At 61.7% G+C, this 17,852-nt stretch carries 13 protein-coding genes and 1 pseudogene; 10 read left to right on the top strand and 4 right to left on the bottom strand.

Annotated features, from left to right (window positions below; genetic code table 11):
* Nucleotides 1-115 precede the first annotated feature (115 nt).
* From lepA to nagZ, 8 genes are all read left to right on the top strand, one after another.
* Complete coding sequence (lepA, locus tag P3T25_RS15870) at nucleotides 116-1,909, top strand: translation elongation factor 4 (RefSeq protein ID WP_154560652.1); 1,794 nt, start codon at nucleotides 116-118, stop codon at nucleotides 1,907-1,909.
* Nucleotides 1,910-1,927: 18 nt separating this feature from the next.
* Complete coding sequence (gene lepB / locus P3T25_RS15865; protein WP_154560653.1) at nucleotides 1,928-2,821, top strand: signal peptidase I; 894 nt, start codon at nucleotides 1,928-1,930, stop codon at nucleotides 2,819-2,821.
* A gap of 175 nt (nucleotides 2,822-2,996) precedes the next feature.
* Nucleotides 2,997-4,286, top strand: a complete 1,290-nt coding sequence (rnc, locus tag P3T25_RS15860; protein ID WP_266239342.1) for a ribonuclease III — start codon at nucleotides 2,997-2,999, stop codon at nucleotides 4,284-4,286.
* 55 nt (nucleotides 4,287-4,341) lie between these two features.
* Nucleotides 4,342-5,241 (top strand): GTPase Era, encoded by a 900-nt coding sequence (gene era, locus P3T25_RS15855; protein WP_154560655.1) that lies wholly within the window; start codon nucleotides 4,342-4,344, stop codon nucleotides 5,239-5,241.
* Nucleotides 5,228-6,160 (top strand): DNA repair protein RecO, encoded by a 933-nt coding sequence (gene recO, locus P3T25_RS15850; protein WP_171925355.1) that lies wholly within the window; start codon nucleotides 5,228-5,230, stop codon nucleotides 6,158-6,160. Before era ends, recO begins: the two co-directional genes overlap by 14 nt.
* Nucleotides 6,157-6,921, top strand: a complete 765-nt coding sequence (gene pdxJ / locus P3T25_RS15845) for a pyridoxine 5'-phosphate synthase (RefSeq protein ID WP_171925354.1) — start codon at nucleotides 6,157-6,159, stop codon at nucleotides 6,919-6,921. Before recO ends, pdxJ begins: the two co-directional genes overlap by 4 nt.
* A gap of 16 nt (nucleotides 6,922-6,937) precedes the next feature.
* Nucleotides 6,938-7,381: a holo-ACP synthase gene (gene acpS, locus P3T25_RS15840; RefSeq protein ID WP_171925353.1), complete on the top strand. Its 444-nt coding sequence runs from the start codon at nucleotides 6,938-6,940 to the stop codon at nucleotides 7,379-7,381.
* Between the two features lie 68 nt (nucleotides 7,382-7,449).
* Nucleotides 7,450-8,478, top strand: a complete 1,029-nt coding sequence (gene nagZ, locus P3T25_RS15835; protein ID WP_154560659.1) for a beta-N-acetylhexosaminidase — start codon at nucleotides 7,450-7,452, stop codon at nucleotides 8,476-8,478.
* Between the two features lie 3 nt (nucleotides 8,479-8,481).
* Here nagZ and P3T25_RS15830 read toward each other — a convergent pair whose 3' ends face one another.
* The 4 genes and pseudogenes from P3T25_RS15830 to earP form a co-directional block, all read right to left on the bottom strand.
* A complete protein-coding gene (locus P3T25_RS15830; protein ID WP_154560660.1) occupies nucleotides 8,482-9,864 on the bottom strand; it encodes a sigma-54-dependent transcriptional regulator in 1,383 nt (460 codons plus the stop codon).
* 102 nt (nucleotides 9,865-9,966) lie between these two features.
* Nucleotides 9,967-10,143, bottom strand: a pseudogene (locus P3T25_RS15825) (CsbD family protein); the annotation flags it as partial.
* Nucleotides 10,144-10,418: 275 nt separating this feature from the next.
* Nucleotides 10,419-10,976 carry an elongation factor P gene (gene efp / locus P3T25_RS15820; RefSeq protein WP_054036233.1) on the bottom strand — a complete coding sequence of 186 codons (558 nt, stop codon included), beginning with the start codon at nucleotides 10,974-10,976 and terminating at the stop codon, nucleotides 10,419-10,421.
* A 265-nt stretch (nucleotides 10,977-11,241) separates the two neighbouring features.
* Nucleotides 11,242-12,444: an elongation factor P maturation arginine rhamnosyltransferase EarP gene (earP, locus tag P3T25_RS15815; RefSeq protein ID WP_429358355.1), complete on the bottom strand. Its 1,203-nt coding sequence runs from the start codon at nucleotides 12,442-12,444 to the stop codon at nucleotides 11,242-11,244.
* Nucleotides 12,445-13,747: 1,303 nt separating this feature from the next.
* On the opposite strand from earP, the gene ltrA reads away from it, so the two are divergent.
* Nucleotides 13,748-15,448, top strand: coding sequence for a group II intron reverse transcriptase/maturase (ltrA, locus tag P3T25_RS15810; RefSeq protein ID WP_429358354.1), 1,701 nt, complete (start codon nucleotides 13,748-13,750; stop codon nucleotides 15,446-15,448).
* A gap of 191 nt (nucleotides 15,449-15,639) precedes the next feature.
* A complete protein-coding gene (gene uvrC, locus P3T25_RS15805; protein WP_266239344.1) occupies nucleotides 15,640-17,844 on the top strand; it encodes an excinuclease ABC subunit UvrC in 2,205 nt (734 codons plus the stop codon).
* Nucleotides 17,845-17,852 lie beyond the last annotated feature (8 nt).

Raw genomic sequence — 17,852 nt, 5'->3', positions numbered from 1 at the left:
AGTCCGGTTCCACGGGGGCCCCTATCCTGAAAGGATAGGGGCTACCCTACTCACCTACTTACAAGGCGTGCTCCGCTATTGTCCGAGCGCGCCTTTTTCGCTTGATCGGTACTGAATGGATCATATTCGTAACTTTTCGATCATTGCGCACATCGACCATGGCAAGTCGACGCTCGCCGATCGCATCATCCAGATCTGCGGTGGCTTGTCCGACCGCGAGATGGAATCCCAAGTGCTCGACTCGATGGATCTCGAGCGCGAGCGCGGTATCACCATCAAGGCACAAACCGCCGCACTGACGTATAAGGCCCGTGACGGGCAGATCTACAACCTGAACATGATCGACACGCCGGGCCACGTCGACTTCTCGTACGAAGTCAGTCGCTCGCTGTCCGCATGTGAAGGCGCGTTGCTGGTCGTCGACGCAAGCCAGGGCGTGGAAGCGCAAACCGTCGCCAATTGCTACACGGCGATCGAGCTTGGCGTCGACGTCATTCCGGTGCTCAACAAGATTGACCTGCCGGCCGCGAATCCCGAGAACGCGATCGAAGAAATCGAAGACGTGATCGGTATCGACGCGACCGACGCGACACGTTGCAGCGCGAAGACCGGCCTCGGCGTGGAAGATGTGCTCGAAGCGCTGGTCGCTAAAGTGCCGCCGCCCAAGGGCGATCCGGAAGCACCGCTGCAGGCGCTGATCATCGACTCGTGGTTCGACAACTACGTTGGCGTCGTGATGCTGGTGCGTATCGTCAACGGCACGCTGCGTCCGAAAGACAAGATCCGCATGATGGCGACCGGCGCGCAGTATCCGGTCGAGCATATCGGCGTGTTCACGCCGAAGTCGAAGAACCTCGAATCGCTGTCCGCGGGGCAGGTTGGCTTCATCATCGCCGGCATCAAGGAACTGGCTGCCGCGAAAGTGGGCGACACCGTCACGCTGGTGAATCGTCCTGCTGCCGAACCGCTGCCGGGCTTCAAGGAAGTGAAGCCGCAGGTGTTCGCCGGTCTCTATCCGGTCGAAGCGAACCAGTACGACGCGCTGCGCGACTCGCTGGAAAAGCTGAAGCTGAACGACGCCTCGCTGATGTACGAGCCGGAAGTGTCGCAGGCACTCGGTTTCGGTTTCCGTTGCGGCTTCCTCGGTCTGCTGCACATGGAGATCGTGCAGGAACGTCTGGAGCGCGAGTTCGACATGGACCTGATCACCACGGCGCCGACCGTGGTGTACGAAGTTCTGCAGCGCGACGGCACGATCCTCATGGTCGAAAACCCGGCCAAGATGCCGGAGCCCTCGAAGATCGAAGAGGTGCGCGAGCCGATCGTCACCGTGAACCTGTACATGCCGCAAGACTATGTCGGCGCGGTGATCACGCTGTGCACGCAAAAGCGCGGCAACCAGATCAACATGCAGTACCACGGCCGTCAGGTGCAGTTGACCTACGAAATCCCGATGGGTGAAGTCGTGCTCGATTTCTTCGATCGTCTGAAGTCGATCTCGCGCGGCTACGCATCGATGGATTACGAGTTCAAGGAATATCGCGCGGCAGACGTTGTGAAGGTCGACATGCTGATCAACGGCGACAAGGTGGATGCCTTGTCCGTGATCGTGCACCGTTCGCAGAGCCAGTATCGCGGCCGTGAAGTCGCGGCGAAAATGCGCGAACTGATTCCGCGTCAGATGTACGACGTGGCGATTCAGGCCACCATCGGTTCGAACATTATTGCGCGCGAGAACATTAAAGCCTTGCGTAAGAACGTGCTGGCAAAATGCTACGGCGGCGACATTTCCCGTAAGAAGAAACTGCTCGAGAAACAAAAGGCAGGCAAGAAGCGAATGAAGCAGGTCGGGTCCGTCGAGATTCCGCAAGAGGCTTTCCTCGCAATTCTGCGTGTCGAAGACAAATAAGACGAACAACGGAACCCTATGAATTTTGCGCTGATTCTTTTTGTGCTCGTCATTTTGACGGGCGTCGCATGGGTCGCAGACAAACTGGTTTTCATGCCGCAACGGCGGCGCGCGGCGGAGGCCGTGGTCGCTGAGTTCGACCGCCAGCAGGCGCGCGTCGGCGAGCGTTTCGCCGACGAAAACGCGGCGCAAACGCGTGCCCGTCTGCGTGACGACAAGCTGCGTCAACCGTGGTGGCTCGAGTATTCGGCGAGCTTTTTCCCGGTGATTCTGGTGGTGTTCGTGGTGCGCTCGTTCGTGGTCGAGCCGTTCAAGATTCCGTCGGGTTCGATGGTGCCGACGTTGCTGGTGGGCGACTTCATCCTCGTCAACAAATTCGACTACGGTATCCGTCTGCCAATCACCAACACGAAGGTCACCGAAGGCCGTCCGCTCGAACGCGGCGACGTGGTGGTGTTCCGCTACCCGAAAGACGAATCGGTCGACTACATCAAGCGCGTGATCGGTCTGCCGGGCGACACCGTTGCTTATCAGGACAAGCAACTGACGATCAACGGCAAGCCCGTGCCGGAAACGCCGCTGCCTGACTACCTTGACGAAGAGCGCCTCGGCTACGCGAAGCAATTCGAAGAAAATCTCGGTGGCCGCAAGAACGCGATTCTGAACAATCCGGCCGTGCCTCCGTTCATCGTCGGCGCGGAAGATTATCCGTATCGCGATAACTGCACGTACAACGCACGCGGCGTGATCTGCAAAGTGCCGCCTGGCAATTACTTCATGATGGGCGACAACCGCGATAACAGCGCGGACAGCCGTTATTGGGGTTTCGCGCCGGATAAGAATATCGTCGGCCGCGCGTTTTTCATCTGGATGAACTTCAGCGATCTGAAACGCATCGGCTCATTCCACTGAGCACGCATGCCTTGATCGCACAACACGCCGCGCGGGTGGCCCACACGTAGGTCACATCAGTCGCGGCGTGTTATCACGCTACTTTAAGAATCCGCGGTAACGTCGCTTCACCACGCTTTTTCCGCTGGCCGTCCCGCGTTTTCGCCGGGGCAGGCGCCCGCGTTATACTCTGCCCATGCCCCTATCTCCGTTGGAAAGCCGTCTGCGCTACGAATTTCGCAATGCGGAATTGTTGCGCCAGGCTTTAACGCACCGCAGTCATAGCTCCACGCACAACGAACGGCTCGAGTTTCTCGGCGACTCCGTTCTAAATTGCGCGGTGGCTGCGCTTTTGTTCCAACGTTTCGGCAAGTTGGACGAAGGCGACCTGTCGCGCGTCCGTGCCAATCTGGTCAAACAGCAGTCGCTTTACGAAATCGCTCAGGCCCTCAATATCTCGGAAGGCCTGCGTCTCGGTGAGGGCGAACTGCGCAGCGGTGGCTTCCGCCGTCCGTCGATCCTGGCTGACACGCTCGAAGCCGTGCTGGGCGCGGTGTTCCTCGACGGCGGGTTCGATGCCGCCCAGACGGTCATCAAGCGCCTTTACGTGCCGATTCTCGATCACATCGACCCGCGCACGCTCGGCAAGGACGCCAAGACGCTGCTGCAGGAGTATCTGCAGGGCCACAAGATCGCGTTGCCTACTTACACGGTCGTCGCGACGCATGGTGCGGCGCACAATCAACAGTTTGAAGTCGAATGCACGGTGCCGAAGCTGGACGTCAAGGTGTCCGGCTCCGGCGCAAGCCGCCGTGCGGCAGAGCAGGCCGCGGCCAAGAAGGCGCTCGACGAAGTCATGGCCGCCGCGCCCGCCGTGGTCGCCAAGCCAAAGCGTTCAAAGGGCGCCCGTGCGGCGAAGAATGCCGAGCAGGAGATCGTGCCCGGCGTGACCGGTGTACAGGCCGCGCTCGACTTGCGCAGTCCGGATCGTAAGAGTGAGCGCGGGGCCGGGCGGGGTGACACACGTGCCGTGCCGGCAGCGGAGTCCGCAGCCGAACGGCCGACCCTGACGGCGACGTCCGCGCCGCTGGCTGTGATTCGCGCCGCGCACGTGGAGTACAGCGGACAGGACAAGTCAGAGCGCGCTGAGAGGTCCGACAGGTCTGCTGACAAAGTAGCGACGGATAAGCCGGCCGACAAGCTGGACGCCAAATCTGCTGAGATCAAATCGGAAGCCGCGAAGCCCGCGGACCCAAAACCGGTAGAAGCGAAGCCCGTAGACGCGAAGGCTGCTGAAGCAAAGCCCGCTGAAGCAAAGCCCGCCGAAGCCAAGCCAGAAGCCGCCGTCCGCAGCGCCGACAAACATCGCAGCCGTGAAGCCACACCCGGCGCAGCCGTGCCCGCGCCTGGCGTGCCGGCACCTATCGAACACGAACCCGGCGTAGCCGACGCGGTGCAAACCCGCGTCGCCGATGCGGGCCATTGATTGCCATCGGCGCGCCATTCCTCGCGCGTCGATCTGAACCTGCCGTAGCCCGAATATGAACGCTCCCACTCCCACTGGTTTTCGCTGCGGCATGGTCGCGATCGTCGGCCGCCCGAACGTCGGCAAGTCCACGCTGATGAATGCGCTGGTCGGCCAGAAAGTCAGTATCACGTCGCGCAAGGCGCAGACCACGCGCCACCGCATCACCGGCATTCATACGTTTGAAGACGCACAGTACATCTTCGTCGATACGCCGGGTTTCCAGACCAAACACAGCGGCGCGCTGAACCGTTCGCTCAACCGCGCGGTCACATCCACGCTGAGTTCGGTGGACGCGATTCTGTTCGTGATCGAAGCCGGCCGCTTCGGCCCGGATGACCAGAAGGTGCTCGACCTGATTCCGCCGTCGGTACCCACGCTGCTGATCGCGAACAAACTCGATCGCGTGTCGGATAAGGACTCGCTGTATCCGTTCATGCAGCAGGTGAGTGCGCTGCGTCAGTTCAACGAGATCGTGCCGCTGTCGGCGAAAAATCCGGACGACATCAAGCGTTTGCTGGCGACGATCAAGCCGTTCCTGCCGGAAGGCGCACCGATCTACGGTGAAGACGATCTGACCGATCGTAGCGAGCGCTTTCTTGCCGCCGAAATCCTGCGCGAAAAAGTGTTCCGCTGGACCGGCGACGAACTGCCGTACACGAGCACCGTGCTGATCGACAAGTTCGAAACCGAAGGGCGTCTGCGCCGCATTTTCGCGACCATCCTCGTGGAGCGCGATACGCAAAAAGCGATGATCATCGGCCAGAAGGGCGCCAAGCTGAAGCAGATCAGCACCGAAGCGCGCCTTGACATGGAGAAACTGTTCGACGGCCCTGTGTATCTGGAAACCTTCATCAAGGTGAAGAGCGGCTGGGCCGATAACGAAGCCGGACTCCGTGCGTATGGGTACGAATGACGCGTGGATGACACTGAATTCCGACGCTGACCCGGACGACTCGGCGCCGGCCGCGCCGGCACGCGAGCCGTCCAAACCGGCTCGCAGTACCAAAAAATCCTCATCGAGTGCCAAAGGCGCTCAGGGTGCTCAAAGCGGTGCTCAAGGCGCCGAAGGCGAGCCGCGCAAAGCGCCGGCGCGCCGCGCGCCTCGCACCTCCGCGTCCGATTACCGGATCGCTGAGCAACCCGCTTTTGTCCTGCACAGTTATCCGTATCGTGAGACCAGCCTGATCATCGACGTGCTGTCGCGCGATCACGGCCGCCTTGCGCTCGTCGCAAAGGGCGCGAAGCGTCCGCACTCCGCTTTGCGCGGCGTGCTGCAGACGTTCCAGCCGCTCGCCTTGTCGTGGACCGGCAAGTCCGAAGTGCGCACGCTAACCGGCGCAGAGTGGGTCGGCGGCATGCTGCCTTTGGCGGGCGACGCGCTGCTCTGCGGTTTCTATGTCAACGAACTGCTGGTCAAGTTCTGCGCACGCGAAGACCCGCATCCGCAACTGTTCCATCACTACGTCGTCACGATGACGCGCCTCGCGCATGACGAGCCGCCCGTGCAGGTGCTGCGTTCGTTCGAACGCGTGCTGCTGCGCGAAACCGGCTATGCGATGGCGCTCGATCGCACCGTCGCGCGCAAAGCGGTGCAGGCCGAAGGCCGCTACGTGTTCGACCCGGAGCGCGGCGTGCGCGAAGCGTCCGACGATCTACCCGCGCAATGGCCGGTGATCGCCGGACAGACCTTGCTCGATATGGAAAAGGACGATTACCATCGAGCGCAGACGGTGGCGCAAAGCAAAACGCTGATGCGCTTTCTGCTCAACACCTACCTTGGCGGCACGCCGCTCGCGACGCGCCAGATACTGATCGACTTGCAGAACTTATGAGCTTCTTTCTTACGTCGCCGAATGTGATTGACCTGGGCGTGAACATCGATCACGTCGCAACGCTGCGCAACGCGCGCGGCACGTCTTACCCCGATCCGATCCGCGCCGCGTTGATGGCCGAAGAGGCGGGCGCCGATGTGATCACGCTGCATCTGCGTGAAGACCGCCGCCATATCGTCGACGCCGACGTGCGCAAGCTGCGGCCGCTCCTGAAAACGCGCATGAATCTGGAATGCGCGGTCACGCAGGAGATGCTCGACATCGCCTGTGAAGTGCAGCCGCACGATGTCTGCCTCGTGCCGGAAAAGCGTCAGGAACTGACGACTGAAGGCGGCCTCGACGTCGCCGGCCAGTTCGAAGCCGTGCGCGCCGCATGCAAGCAACTTGCCGAAGCGAACTCGCGCGTGTCGCTCTTCATCGATCCGGACGAAACGCAAATCCGCGCCGCGCACGAAGCCGGCGCACCGGTGATCGAGCTGCACACGGGCCGCTATGCCGAGGCACACGATCCCGCCGAACAGCAGCGCGAATATGAGCGCGTGGTGCGTGCCGTCGAATTCGGCGCGACGTTCGGCATCAAGGTCAATGCGGGTCACGGCCTGCACTACACCAACGTTCAGCAGATCGCCGCGATCGAAGGCATCGTCGAGCTCAATATCGGCCACGCGATCGTCGCACACGCGATCTTCGCCGGCTGGGAAAACGCCGTGCGCGAGATGAAGGCGATCATGGTCGCCGCCCGTCTCGGCGCAAGCGCTTAACGCCGCGGCGCCGAACATGACGATCTACGGCATCGGCACGGATATCGTTCAGGTCAGCCGCGTGGCCGCGGTGATGACACGCACCAACGGCCGCTTCGCCGAGAAGGTGCTCGGCCCGGACGAGCTGCGCGTTTATCACGCGCGCCACGCGCGTTCGGCGGCGCGTGGGATCGCATTTCTCGCCACACGGTTCTCGGCCAAAGAAGCATTCTCGAAAGCGATCGGCCTCGGCATGCGCTGGCCGATGACCTGGCGTGCGCTGCAAACGCTCAACAAGCCGAGCGGCGAGCCGATGGTGGTTGCATCAGGTGAGCTGGCCGAATGGCTCGACGCGCGCGGCATTACAGCACGTGTGACGGTCAGCGACGAACGCGATTACGCCGTGTCGTTCGTGATTGCCGAAACAGGGGAGGTGGCGCGAGGGCCGGACTCTCCGCACGCACCCGCCAGCGACGAATAAAAATATTCTGAACGCGGCGCACGTCGGCCGTGTCTCTCTTTGCTTCAAGCTTTTTCTAGCGGAATTCGATGAAACTCACTCCCGGACCGGTAATGCTCGACGTGGTCGGCACAACGCTGAACCACGACGACAAACGCCGCCTTGCCCATCCGATGACCGGCGGCGTGATCCTGTTCACCCGGCATTACGAGAGCCGCGCACAATTGATCGCGCTGACCGATTCGATCCGCGCGATTCGAGACGATCTGCTGATTGCCGTCGACCACGAAGGCGGCCGCGTGCAGCGCTTTCGCACCGACGGCTTCACGGTGCTGCCGGCCATGGGCAAGCTCGGCACGCTGTGGGACAGCGACGTGCTGCACGCCACGAAGGTGACGACTGCGGTCGGCTACATCCTCGCGTCTGAGTTGCGCGCGTGCGGCATCGATATGAGTTTTACGCCGGTACTCGATCTGAACTACGGTCAGTCGCAGGTGATCGGCGATCGCTCGTTCCATCGCGATCCGCGCGTCGTGACCTTGCTGGCGAAGAGCCTCAGTCACGGCCTTGCGTTGGCCGGCATGAGCAATTGCGGCAAACATTTTCCAGGACACGGCTTCGCGCACGCGGACTCGCACGTCGCGATGCCGGTCGACGAACGTTCGCTCGATGAGATCCTGCGCGAGGACGCGGCGCCGTACGACTGGCTCGATGTGTCGCTCGGGGCCGTGCTGCCCGCCCATGTGGTTTATCCGCAGGTCGACTCGAAGCCGGCGGGTTTCTCGCGTGTCTGGCTGCAGGACATCCTGCGCAAGAAATTGCGTTTCGAAGGCGCGGTCTTCAGCGACGATCTTTCGATGGAAGCCGCGCGCCAGGGAGGCACGCTGACGGAAGGCGCGGCCGCCGCGTTGCAGGCCGGCTGCGACATGGTGCTGATCTGCAATCAGCCGGACGAAGCGGAGAAGGTGCTGGACGCGCTGCACTTCACACCGTCGAAGGAGTCGCAGCAGCGGCTCAAGCGCATGCGGCCGCGCGGCAAGGCGCTCAAGTGGAGCAAGCTGGTCGCCGAGCCACAGTATCTGCAAGCGCAAACTTTATTGCGCAGTGCATTTGCGTGAGAGTCAGTTCAAGCGCATCCGCTGCAGCTTGTTGTATAGCGTCTTCGGACTGATCCCCAGCAGCGATGCGGCGCGATGGCGCGTGCCGCCGACCGCGTCGAGCGTTGCGCGAATCAGCATTTCCTCGACGTCCGCGAGGGGGGTGCCGACGGTGACCTGCACGCGGCTACCGTTCAGATCGCGCCCGTTTACCGAACCCGCTTCATCGGCGCGCAACGTTTCCAGGACGTCGCCCGATGCGTGATACGCGCGGCGCACGCGATCCTGCAACTCACGCACATTACCTGGCCACTCGTACGAGAGGCACTCGCGCAGGAAGTTCGGTCCGACCTGCTTGGCCGTTTCCGAGGTGCCGCGCGCGATCGCTTCGTGATTTAACTCGTCGACGACAGCTTGCGCGATCAGCGTTGGATCGTCACCGCGCTCGCGCAACGGCGGCAGTGATATCGCGGCCGCTTCGAGACGCAGCGCGAGATCTTCGTGCAGGCTGCCGTCTGCGACCGCCGCGCGCGGGTTTTTGCGCGTCGAGGCGATCAGCCGGAAGTCGGTCGTCACCTGATTCGTGCCACCGACACGCATGAAGGTCTGCGAATCGAGTGCGCGCAGCAGCGCTTCCTGCTGGGCGCGCGGCAGTTCGGCGATTTCGTCGATGAACAGCGTGCCGCCACTGGCCTGCTCGAACAGGCCCGGCTCGCGCTGCTCGGCACCGCTGAACGCACCGCGCTCGTGGCCGAACAGCAGGCTCTCGAGCGAGCGGTGCGCCGCGACGCTGCCCGCCGTCCGGCAGTCGAATGTGATGAACGGTCCTTTGCGGCGCCGGCTCATGTCGTGCAGCGTGCGTGCGGCAATCTGCTTGCCCGTGCCGGCTTCACCGGAAATCAGCACGGCGGCTTCGGTCGGCGCGATATGTTCGATCGTGTCGTAGACATGCTGGATTGCACCGCTGCGGCCGAGTAACGAGCCGAAACGACCGAGCCGGCGCAACGACGCGCGCAACGTCTGAACTTCTTCGGTCAGCTCGTACGGACGCGGAATCCTGGCTAGCAGGCTGCGCAGACGCGGGATATTGACCGGTTTGAGCAGATAGTCCCAGATGCCGTGCCGCAGACCCTCGATCGCGCTCTCGACAGTCGCGTTGCCGGTCATCACGATCACGGGCAGGGCGCCGCCGGGTGGATGCGCGGGCAGGTGCTGCAACACGTCGAGCCCGCTGCCGTCCGGCAGATTCAGGTCGACCAGCACGACATCGGGGATGAAGCGCGTCAGTGCCGCCCGGGCCTCGGCGATGGTGGTCGCGGTGTCGACGGAGAAGCCGTCGGCGGCGAGGATGGCGGACAGGCCTGACAGGCTATTGGGATCGTCTTCAACAATCAGGGCGTGTGGCATGGCGAGCGCTATTTTTTAGATGGACGGAATACCCGATACGCCGCGCCGGTACTCTGGCGCGCGACACGGGCGCGATGGCTGGCCGGTACTGCCGGTCGAATGCCGTACCTCAAGCTCCGCCTGCTGGCGGGTCTTGGCGTAGCGTTGCTGGATCAGCCCGGTCAGTTTGTCGACGCGGCCTTCTGCCTTGGTCAGTTCGTCGTCCGTCAATTCACCCCATGCTGTTTTGGCCTTACCGACCATTTGCTTCCACTTGCCTTCAGCGATGTCGTGATTCATGTCGCATCTCCGGAGTTGAGGAAATCAAGCCTAACCAGCCTGTATCGGAGAGAAGCATGGACTGTGCCACGGCCAATTACTTAAGCTTATCAATGGTTTGTTTGACGCAAGGCAGGAAGAGAAGAGCAACGGACAGGCATTTTTGAGAAAGGGCCGGTAAAGATTTCCACAACCATACACGGCGGCGCAAAAAAGAAAAAGCGCCCAAAGCGGGCGCTTTTTTTGCCAATTATTTTTCGCCACGCCGGACTTGCTCCAGCGCAGGCTGCAGGCGCTTAGGCGCGGCTGCGGTACTCGTGCGTACGCGTGTCGATTTCGATCTTGTCGCCGATGTTGCAGAAGAGCGGCACTTGCAGTTCGAAACCGGTGGTCAGCTTGGCGTTTTTCAGCACCTTGCCCGACGACGTATCGCCCTTGACTGCCGGTTCCGTGTAGATGATTTCACGGACCAGCGTGGTCGGCAGTTCGACCGAAATGGCTTTCTCGTTGTAGAACACGACTTCGCAAGCCATGCCGTCTTCGAGGTAATGGAGGGCGTCGCCCATCATTTCGCCTTCGACTTCGAACTGGTTGTAGTCGGCGTCCATGAACACGTACATCGGGTCAGCGAAGTACGAGTACGTGACTTCCTTGCGCTCCAGCACGACGACGTCGAACTTGTCGTCTGCCTTGTACACGCTTTCCATGCCTGCGCCGGTCAGCAGATTCTTGAACTTCATCTTCACGACGGCGGAGTTACGGCCCGACTTGTTGTATTCGGCCTTCTGCACGACCATCGCGTCGCTGCCGATCATTACGACGTTGCCGGTGCGGAGTTCCTGTGCGGTCTTCATAAAACTGTCCTGTACGAAATTAGTAGCTTCAACTTTTGCTCAACGGCATACGGCGCAAGCGGATTGGCCTGCCGGGTTTGCCTTGCGAATTGGTCTGGCCCGTGGGTCTAGCCCCTGAGTCTGCCCTCTGAGTCTGGCCCCGTTATCCGGGCGAATTTGCCAGACGAATTTGCAAGACGAGTCTGCCAGATGAATTGGTCAAACGAGTTTGCCAAACCTCGCCACGGTCGGGCCGCGCTTGCGTCGTCGGCCGTTGGATAACCGCTTATTTTAACTGACTTTTTGCGAACAAGGCCAGATTTCCGGCGAGGTCGCCTACCTGGGCCAGTTCGCCGGCCCATTCGGCCGCGCGCTGCTTCAGCGCCGCGCGGTGGCGCTGGAATTCCGCCCAGTCCGGCCGGCCCGCGCCGTTCCATGCGTGCCAGAAGCGTGCGAGGGCGTCCCGCGCGTCGGCGGGCAGGGTGCGGGCGTAGTGGGCGAGCGCGGCATCGAGCTTTGGCAGATGGGCGTCGTCGGCCTGGGGGTAGATGTGCCAGACGAAGGGTTTGGCGGCCCATTGGGCGCGCACGAACGAATCTTCGCCGCGCACGAAATTGACGTCGCTGGCCCACAGCAGCGTGTCGTAACCCGGTTGCTCGGTGAAAGCGAGCGCGTGAACGCTGAGGCCGCCGCGCTCGGCGTGTGAACCGGCAGCGAACGCCGGCAGCCCGAAAAAGCGCGCGACCGCGCCCGAAATACGGCCTTCCGGTACCAGCAGCACGACCGGTTCAACGCTGTCGCGCCATTGTTCGAGCAGGCTGTCGACGGCGGGGTTTTCGTAGGCGAACAGCGAGACGACCGTGGCCGTGGCCGGTGGCGGCGCACGGCCGGTGGTCTTTAGCCACCACGCTGCGCGCTCCGGTTGCGAGGCCTCGAAGGCCGCGCGTGCGGCGTCTAGAGGCCGTTCCTTCAGTACGCCGCCGGTGCCGGGACCGAGTCCCGGGAAAAAGAAGGTCTTGGTCAGCGGGTAGCGCGGATGCGGCGACGGCCGCAGATGGAAATCCGCGACCCAGTCCTCGGCGCTCAGATATTCGAGGTTGAACCAGACCGGCGCGCGCTCGCGCCGCGCCATTGCAGCGACGTAGATCGGCGGCAACTCGCAGGCGAATGCTTCGATCACGACGTCAGCCACTTCGAGCGTATCGCCCGCGTGGGCCGGCTCGTGCCAGTGCTCGACGATGATGCTACCGACTGCCTGGCGCGCGCGATCCAGCGCCAGCGACGGGCACAGTTTCTGGAACGCATGCAGATCGTCGACGAACACACGCACCTGCCAGCCGTGCTCGCTTGCCAACTGGCGCGCGAGACGCCAGCACACGCCGATGTCGCCGAAATTGTCGATCACCGCGCAGAAGATGTCGCAGGCAATCCCTGTGGGCGCGGCCGCGGATTGTTCGGAAACGGGCCTAACGGAGGAAGCGGAGGGCATGGTGGCGTGGTCGCAGAGTGGAACAGGTGGCGTGGTCGGGTTCTGCAGGGTCTTGCCGGCGGGTGCCGCAATCGGCTTCGGTCGCCGCCTTCTACCGGTGCATCACGCCATTCGATGCAGCAGGGTTCGAACGCACGCGGAATGCTCTAAACTGGCGATTCTAGTGCGACACGCACGCTCGTGTCCGGGTAGCCCCAACGTAAGGGGCATCGACTAGCGACAAAGGAGGCGTCTGTATGAGCCTAACCGGTCGCGAAGATATCACGCGGAGCATCGGGAAGGGGCGTGAGTCCCTCGACGCAACTGCTCAGAAGTGGGGTATCTCTTGTAGCGAAGCGAGAGCCGGCCGAGGTTTGCCGGGTCTCGTCCTTACGAGTCTCGGCAAGGCACATCCTCCGAGAGCTCGCATTGCATTGACCTGATTACCGTCAGGTTCCGCCCCGTCAGCGGCTTCACCTCCGCCGACAGGGTGGAGTGATGTATGCAATTCCTGCGCCGCCAGCGGCAATGGATTCGCGAACCGATACGAGCGAAAGCTCGGTGTGTCATTGTTTGGCCTCGTCAGCTGTACGGCGAGGATAGTGAACCTGCTGTACGACCAGCAGTAGCCTAAGAAGACATGCGTCACTGGCAACGGTGGGGTGTGAAGCTCTTCTGACAATGTAGCCTCCGGATGTTTCGGGCAGGCCCTTCCCGCGAGGGATTGGTCTGGACACTCCTAGCAGCAAAGGGGTCGAGGAGCTAGGCTGGCTGATAGGGTTAACGTATGTGAACTGCTGATAAACCTCGTTACCAGTGAGGAGCCAAAGCTGCTTGAACACCGGGCTCTAACCAAAAGGTACGTGGCTGGTTAGTCCACTTAGAATTTGGGCTACGTCGTTGTTAAGCCACCGGGGGATAGGCAGAACCTACGTCAGTCGTGTGACATGCCGGGAACGTGGTAAGCCTGTATGGTTGCCAGCTGTCTTTTGGCTGGCAGGCGAACCGTAAGGGACGCTGTTGATTGTGCAGGTATGGGAGGGCGGAAAAAGCGAACGTCGGGCTGTAATGGTCCGGATAGGGGTTGAGACATTACCCCACGCGAAAGCGGGCAGACTTCCGTCTGGTCTACCGTCGCAAGGCGGCTGACTACCCTCTGTAACTTGGTTAGGTACGAGTGCATGCGCTCGTACTGAGGTGTTTGTCCGAGATAGGGGCGCATGCGCTCCTATTGAGGTGTCTGTTGTTCCCCAGAGGGGTGTGTCTGCCCCTCTGGGGGAGATGCGCCTTCTACCTGGGGACTTCTTCCAAGTAGGAGAGCAGCATGAAAGTATCTGGTCGAAAGACCGGGTCTGCGCTTTCCCACGCGCCGGACAATTGGAACGCCGTAGATTGGCGTCGGGTTGAACGGAACGTGAGAGGGATGCAGATTCGAATTGCGAAGGCGACGCGAGAAAGTGACTGGCGCAGGGTGAAAGCCCTGCAGCGGATGCTGACTCGCACGTTGTCCGCGAAGCTGTATGCGGTACGACGTGTTACGCAGAACCAGGGTGCGCGAACGGCTGGAGTCGATCGCGAACTGTGGGATTCGCCTGAACGCCGGTGGGAAGCCATCGGTAGGTTGAAGCGGCGCGGATATAGGCCTCTGCCATTACGGAGAGTCTTTATTCCCAAGGCCAATGGGAAGGAACGCCCTCTGGGCATCCCGACTATGCGGGACAGGGCGATGCAAGCCCTGTATCTGCTGGCGTTGGAGCCGGTGTCGGAATCGACGAGCGACCCGAACTCTTATGGGTTCAGGATTAATCGTTCGACGGCTGATGCTATGGGTCAGGTACGTGCTTGCACGTCCCGGAAGGATTCGTCCCGATGGGTACTGGAAGCGGATATCAAAGGCTGCTTTGACCACATCAACCACGACTGGCTGGAAAACCATGTCCCCATGGACAGGGAAATTCTCCGGAAGTGGTTGAAGGCTGGCCTGATTTACAAGGGTCAGCTACAGGCGACTGAGGCCGGTACGCCGCAGGGAGGGATCATCTCCCCGACGCTGGCAAATGTGACGCTGAACGGGCTGGAGCGTGAACTGGTTGCGCACCTTGGTGCGAAATTCGGGATCGTCAAGGCTAAGAAGCTGAAAGTGAATGTGGTGCGATACGCGGATGACTTCGTGATTACCGGCGACTCGCGAGAGATACTGGAAAGCGTGGTCAGGCCTTGGGTGGAAGCGTTCCTTGCTGTTCGGGGTTTGCAACTGTCTGAGGCAAAAACGCGCGTCACTCACATTGATGACGGCTTCGATTTCCTTGGGTGGAATTTCCGGAAGTACTCGGGGAAACTGCTCATCAAGCCGAGCAAGAAGAACGCGCAAGCGTTCTATCGCAAGGTGGCGGAAACGATCAGCGGCAACAAAACGGCAAAGCAGGGGGATCTAATCCAACTGCTGAACCCGATGTTGCGCGGATGGGCGCAGTATCACCGTCCGGTCTCAGCCAAGCAGACGTACAGCCGCATGGAGCATCTGATTTTTCGGAAGCTCTGGCGGTGGTCGAAGCGGAGGCACCCGCAAAAGAGCGCTGTGTGGGTGAAACAGAAGTACTTTCACTCTATCGGTGCCCGGCACTGGGTGTTTGCGGTTCGTACGGAACGCGAAGACGGCAGTTGGGGGCTGAATGAGCTATACCAGCTTAGTGGTATGGCTATCAAACGGCACACGAGGATCAAGGGCGAGTTCAACCCTTTTGATCCGACATGGGAGCAATATGGCGAAACCTTGCGGCAGGGGCGCATGTGGGAACAAATGCGCTACCGAAAGCAGTGGGCGACGCTGTATATGTCACAAGGCGGGCAGTGCGCGCATTGTGGCTGTGCGCTAACGGACGAGACGGGCTGGCACGACCATCATCTGGAATATCGGATGCATGGTGGTACCGACGCTCTGTCCAACCGGGTGCTGCTCCACCCGCACTGCCACCAGCAAGTGCACGCTGGTAAGCTGGTTGTAACTAAGCCGGTTCTGTCGTAGACAGAGCTTTGTTTGTAGATTTGAGCCGTATGCGGGGAAACTCGCACGTACGGTTCTCGGGGGGCCCGGCTTTCGCAAGAAAGTCGGGCTACCCGACAAGCACTCGCCCGCGGTTCCGCGCCTCAGTGAACATTCAGCGCGCAGCGCGTGAGCAGAGGCTTCGCGACACTGTCCCAGCCAACCGATTCTGCATGACCGAACCTGAAGCAACCGACGTTTTCGAGCCGAAAAAAGTGCTCGCCCAATTGCCGCATCTGCCCGGCGTCTATCGCTATTACGATACGCAGGGCACGGTGCTTTACGTGGGCAAGGCGCGCGATCTCAAGAAGCGCGTCTCGAGCTACTTCACGAAGACCCAACTGTCGCCGCGCATCGCGATGATGGTGACGCGCATTGCGCGCATCGAGACGACCGTCACGCGTTCCGAGGCCGAAGCGCTGCTGCTCGAAAACAACCTGATCAAGGCGCTGGCGCCGCGTTACAACATCCTGTTTCGCGACGACAAGTCGTATCCCTATCTCAAGCTGACCGGTCACAAGTTTCCGCGCATGGCGTACTACCGCGGCTCGGTGGATCGCAAGAACCAGTACTTCGGGCCGTTCCCGAGTGCGTGGGCGGTGCGCGAAAGCATCCAGATCCTGCAGCGCGTCTTCCAGTTGCGCACGTGCGAGGATTCCGTGTTCAACAATCGCACCCGGCCGTGTCTGCTGCATCAGATCGGCCGTTGCACGGCCCCGTGCGTCGCGGCGATTAGCGAAGAAGATTACGCGCGCGATGTCGCAAACGCGTCGCGCTTTCTGCTCGGCCGCCAGGGCGAAGTGATGAAGGAGCTCGAGCAGAAAATGCACGCGTTCGCGAGCGAACTGAAGTTCGAGCAGGCTGCGGCGGTGCGCAATCAGATGAGCTCGCTGTCGACGGTGCTGCATCAGCAGGCGATCGAAGTCGGCGGCGATAGCGATGTGGATATTCTCGCGGTGGTTGCCCTCGGCGGGCGCGTGTGCGTGAACCTCGCGATGGTGCGCGGCGGACGTCATCTGGGCGACAAGGCGTATTTTCCGTCGCACGTGGAAAGCGCGTTGACGGTCGGCGAGGGCGGGCTTGAACAAGGCGGCGACGATGAACTGCTGGTCGATGTCGCGAGCGGTGCGGGTCTGGTGTCTGACGAGGCTGCAAACAGCGTGAGCGCATCGTCCGATGCAACCGACGCGCTCGCAATCGCCGGGGAGATGCCGTCCGAAGAGGATGATGACGAGGCAGATGCTGCTGTCGAGGCCGAAGATGAAGAGGGTGATGCGGTCGAGTCCGAAGTCGAGCCTTCGGCGCCACGCAAAGGCCGTGCAACCGTCGGCGGCATCGAATCTGAAGTGCTGGAGGCGTTCATCGCGCAGCACTACATCGGCAATCGCGTCCCGCCGGTGCTCGTGGTCAGCCATGCGCCGTCCACACGCGAGCTGGTCGACGTGCTGATCGAGCAGGCCGGCCATAAAGTGACGGTGCTGCGCCAGCCGCAAGGTCAACGGCGCGCATGGCTCGCGATGGCCGAGCAGAACGCGCGGCTCGCGCTCGCACGCCTGCTCTCGGAACAAGGCTCGCAGCAGGCCCGTACGCGCGCGCTCACGGACACGCTCGGCATGGAGTACGACGATCTCGCGCATCTGCGTATCGAGTGCTTCGACATCAGCCACACAATGGGCGAGGCGACGCAGGCATCGTGCGTGGTGTATCACCATCACAAGATGCAGTCGTCCGAATACCGGCGCTACAACATCACCGGCATTACGCCCGGTGACGACTACGCGGCGATGCGCCAGGTGCTGACGCGCCGCTACGAGAAGATGGTTGCGCAGGCGGCTGCGAACGCCGCGGACGAAGCCGCCGAATTGCAAAGCGACGCAGCCGCGGATCCGTCACTCGCAGCGGATGCCGCGGAACCGGCTGCGGCCGGCGGCATCCTGCCGACTATCGTGTTGATCGACGGTGGCAAGGGTCAGGTTGAAATCGCGCGCCAGGTGTTCACCGAACTGGGTCTCGATACCGGCATGCTGGTCGGTGTCGCGAAGGGCGAAGGACGCAAGGTCGGTCTCGAAACCTTGATTTTCGCGGACGGCCGCGCGGCGCTCGAACTCGGCAAGGAAAGCGCTGCGCTGATGCTGGTCGCGCAAATTCGTGACGAGGCGCACCGCTTTGCGATTACCGGTATGCGCGCGAAGCGCGGCAAGACTCGCCAGACCTCGCGGCTCGAAGAACTCGAAGGGGTGGGCGCGAAGCGGCGTCAGCGGCTGTTGGCGCGCTTCGGCGGGCTGCGCGGGGTGGTCGCGGCCAGCGTCGAGGATCTGGCGAGCGTCGAAGGAATTTCGCAGGCGCTTGCCGAGCAGATCTATCGGCAGTTGCACTGATTGCGGTA

Source organism: Paraburkholderia sp. GAS32 (genome assembly GCF_050434225.1).
In the GTDB taxonomy this organism is placed as follows: domain Bacteria; phylum Pseudomonadota; class Gammaproteobacteria; order Burkholderiales; family Burkholderiaceae; genus Paraburkholderia; species Paraburkholderia madseniana.
Note: the sequence above shows the minus strand (reverse complement) of the source record. Positions and strands in the feature narration are given on the sequence as shown.

Bases quoted from the DNA above. Each gene is read 5' to 3' on its own strand.
- lepA (WP_154560652.1), top strand. From the start codon at position 116: ATGGATCATATTCGTAACTTTTCGATCATTGCGCACATCGACCATGGC.
- lepB (WP_154560653.1), top strand. From the start codon at position 1,928: ATGAATTTTGCGCTGATTCTTTTTGTGCTCGTCATTTTGACGGGCGTC.
- rnc (WP_266239342.1), top strand. From the start codon at position 2,997: ATGCCCCTATCTCCGTTGGAAAGCCGTCTGCGCTACGAATTTCGCAAT.
- era (WP_154560655.1), top strand. From the start codon at position 4,342: ATGAACGCTCCCACTCCCACTGGTTTTCGCTGCGGCATGGTCGCGATC.
- recO (WP_171925355.1), top strand. From the start codon at position 5,228: ATGGGTACGAATGACGCGTGGATGACACTGAATTCCGACGCTGACCCG.
- pdxJ (WP_171925354.1), top strand. From the start codon at position 6,157: ATGAGCTTCTTTCTTACGTCGCCGAATGTGATTGACCTGGGCGTGAAC.
- acpS (WP_171925353.1), top strand. From the start codon at position 6,938: ATGACGATCTACGGCATCGGCACGGATATCGTTCAGGTCAGCCGCGTG.
- nagZ (WP_154560659.1), top strand. From the start codon at position 7,450: ATGAAACTCACTCCCGGACCGGTAATGCTCGACGTGGTCGGCACAACG.
- P3T25_RS15830 (WP_154560660.1), bottom strand. From the start codon at position 9,864: ATGCCACACGCCCTGATTGTTGAAGACGATCCCAATAGCCTGTCAGGC.
- efp (WP_054036233.1), bottom strand. From the start codon at position 10,976: ATGAAGACCGCACAGGAACTCCGCACCGGCAACGTCGTAATGATCGGC.
- earP (WP_429358355.1), bottom strand. From the start codon at position 12,444: ATGCCCTCCGCTTCCTCCGTTAGGCCCGTTTCCGAACAATCCGCGGCC.
- ltrA (WP_429358354.1), top strand. From the start codon at position 13,748: ATGAAAGTATCTGGTCGAAAGACCGGGTCTGCGCTTTCCCACGCGCCG.
- uvrC (WP_266239344.1), top strand. From the start codon at position 15,640: ATGACCGAACCTGAAGCAACCGACGTTTTCGAGCCGAAAAAAGTGCTC.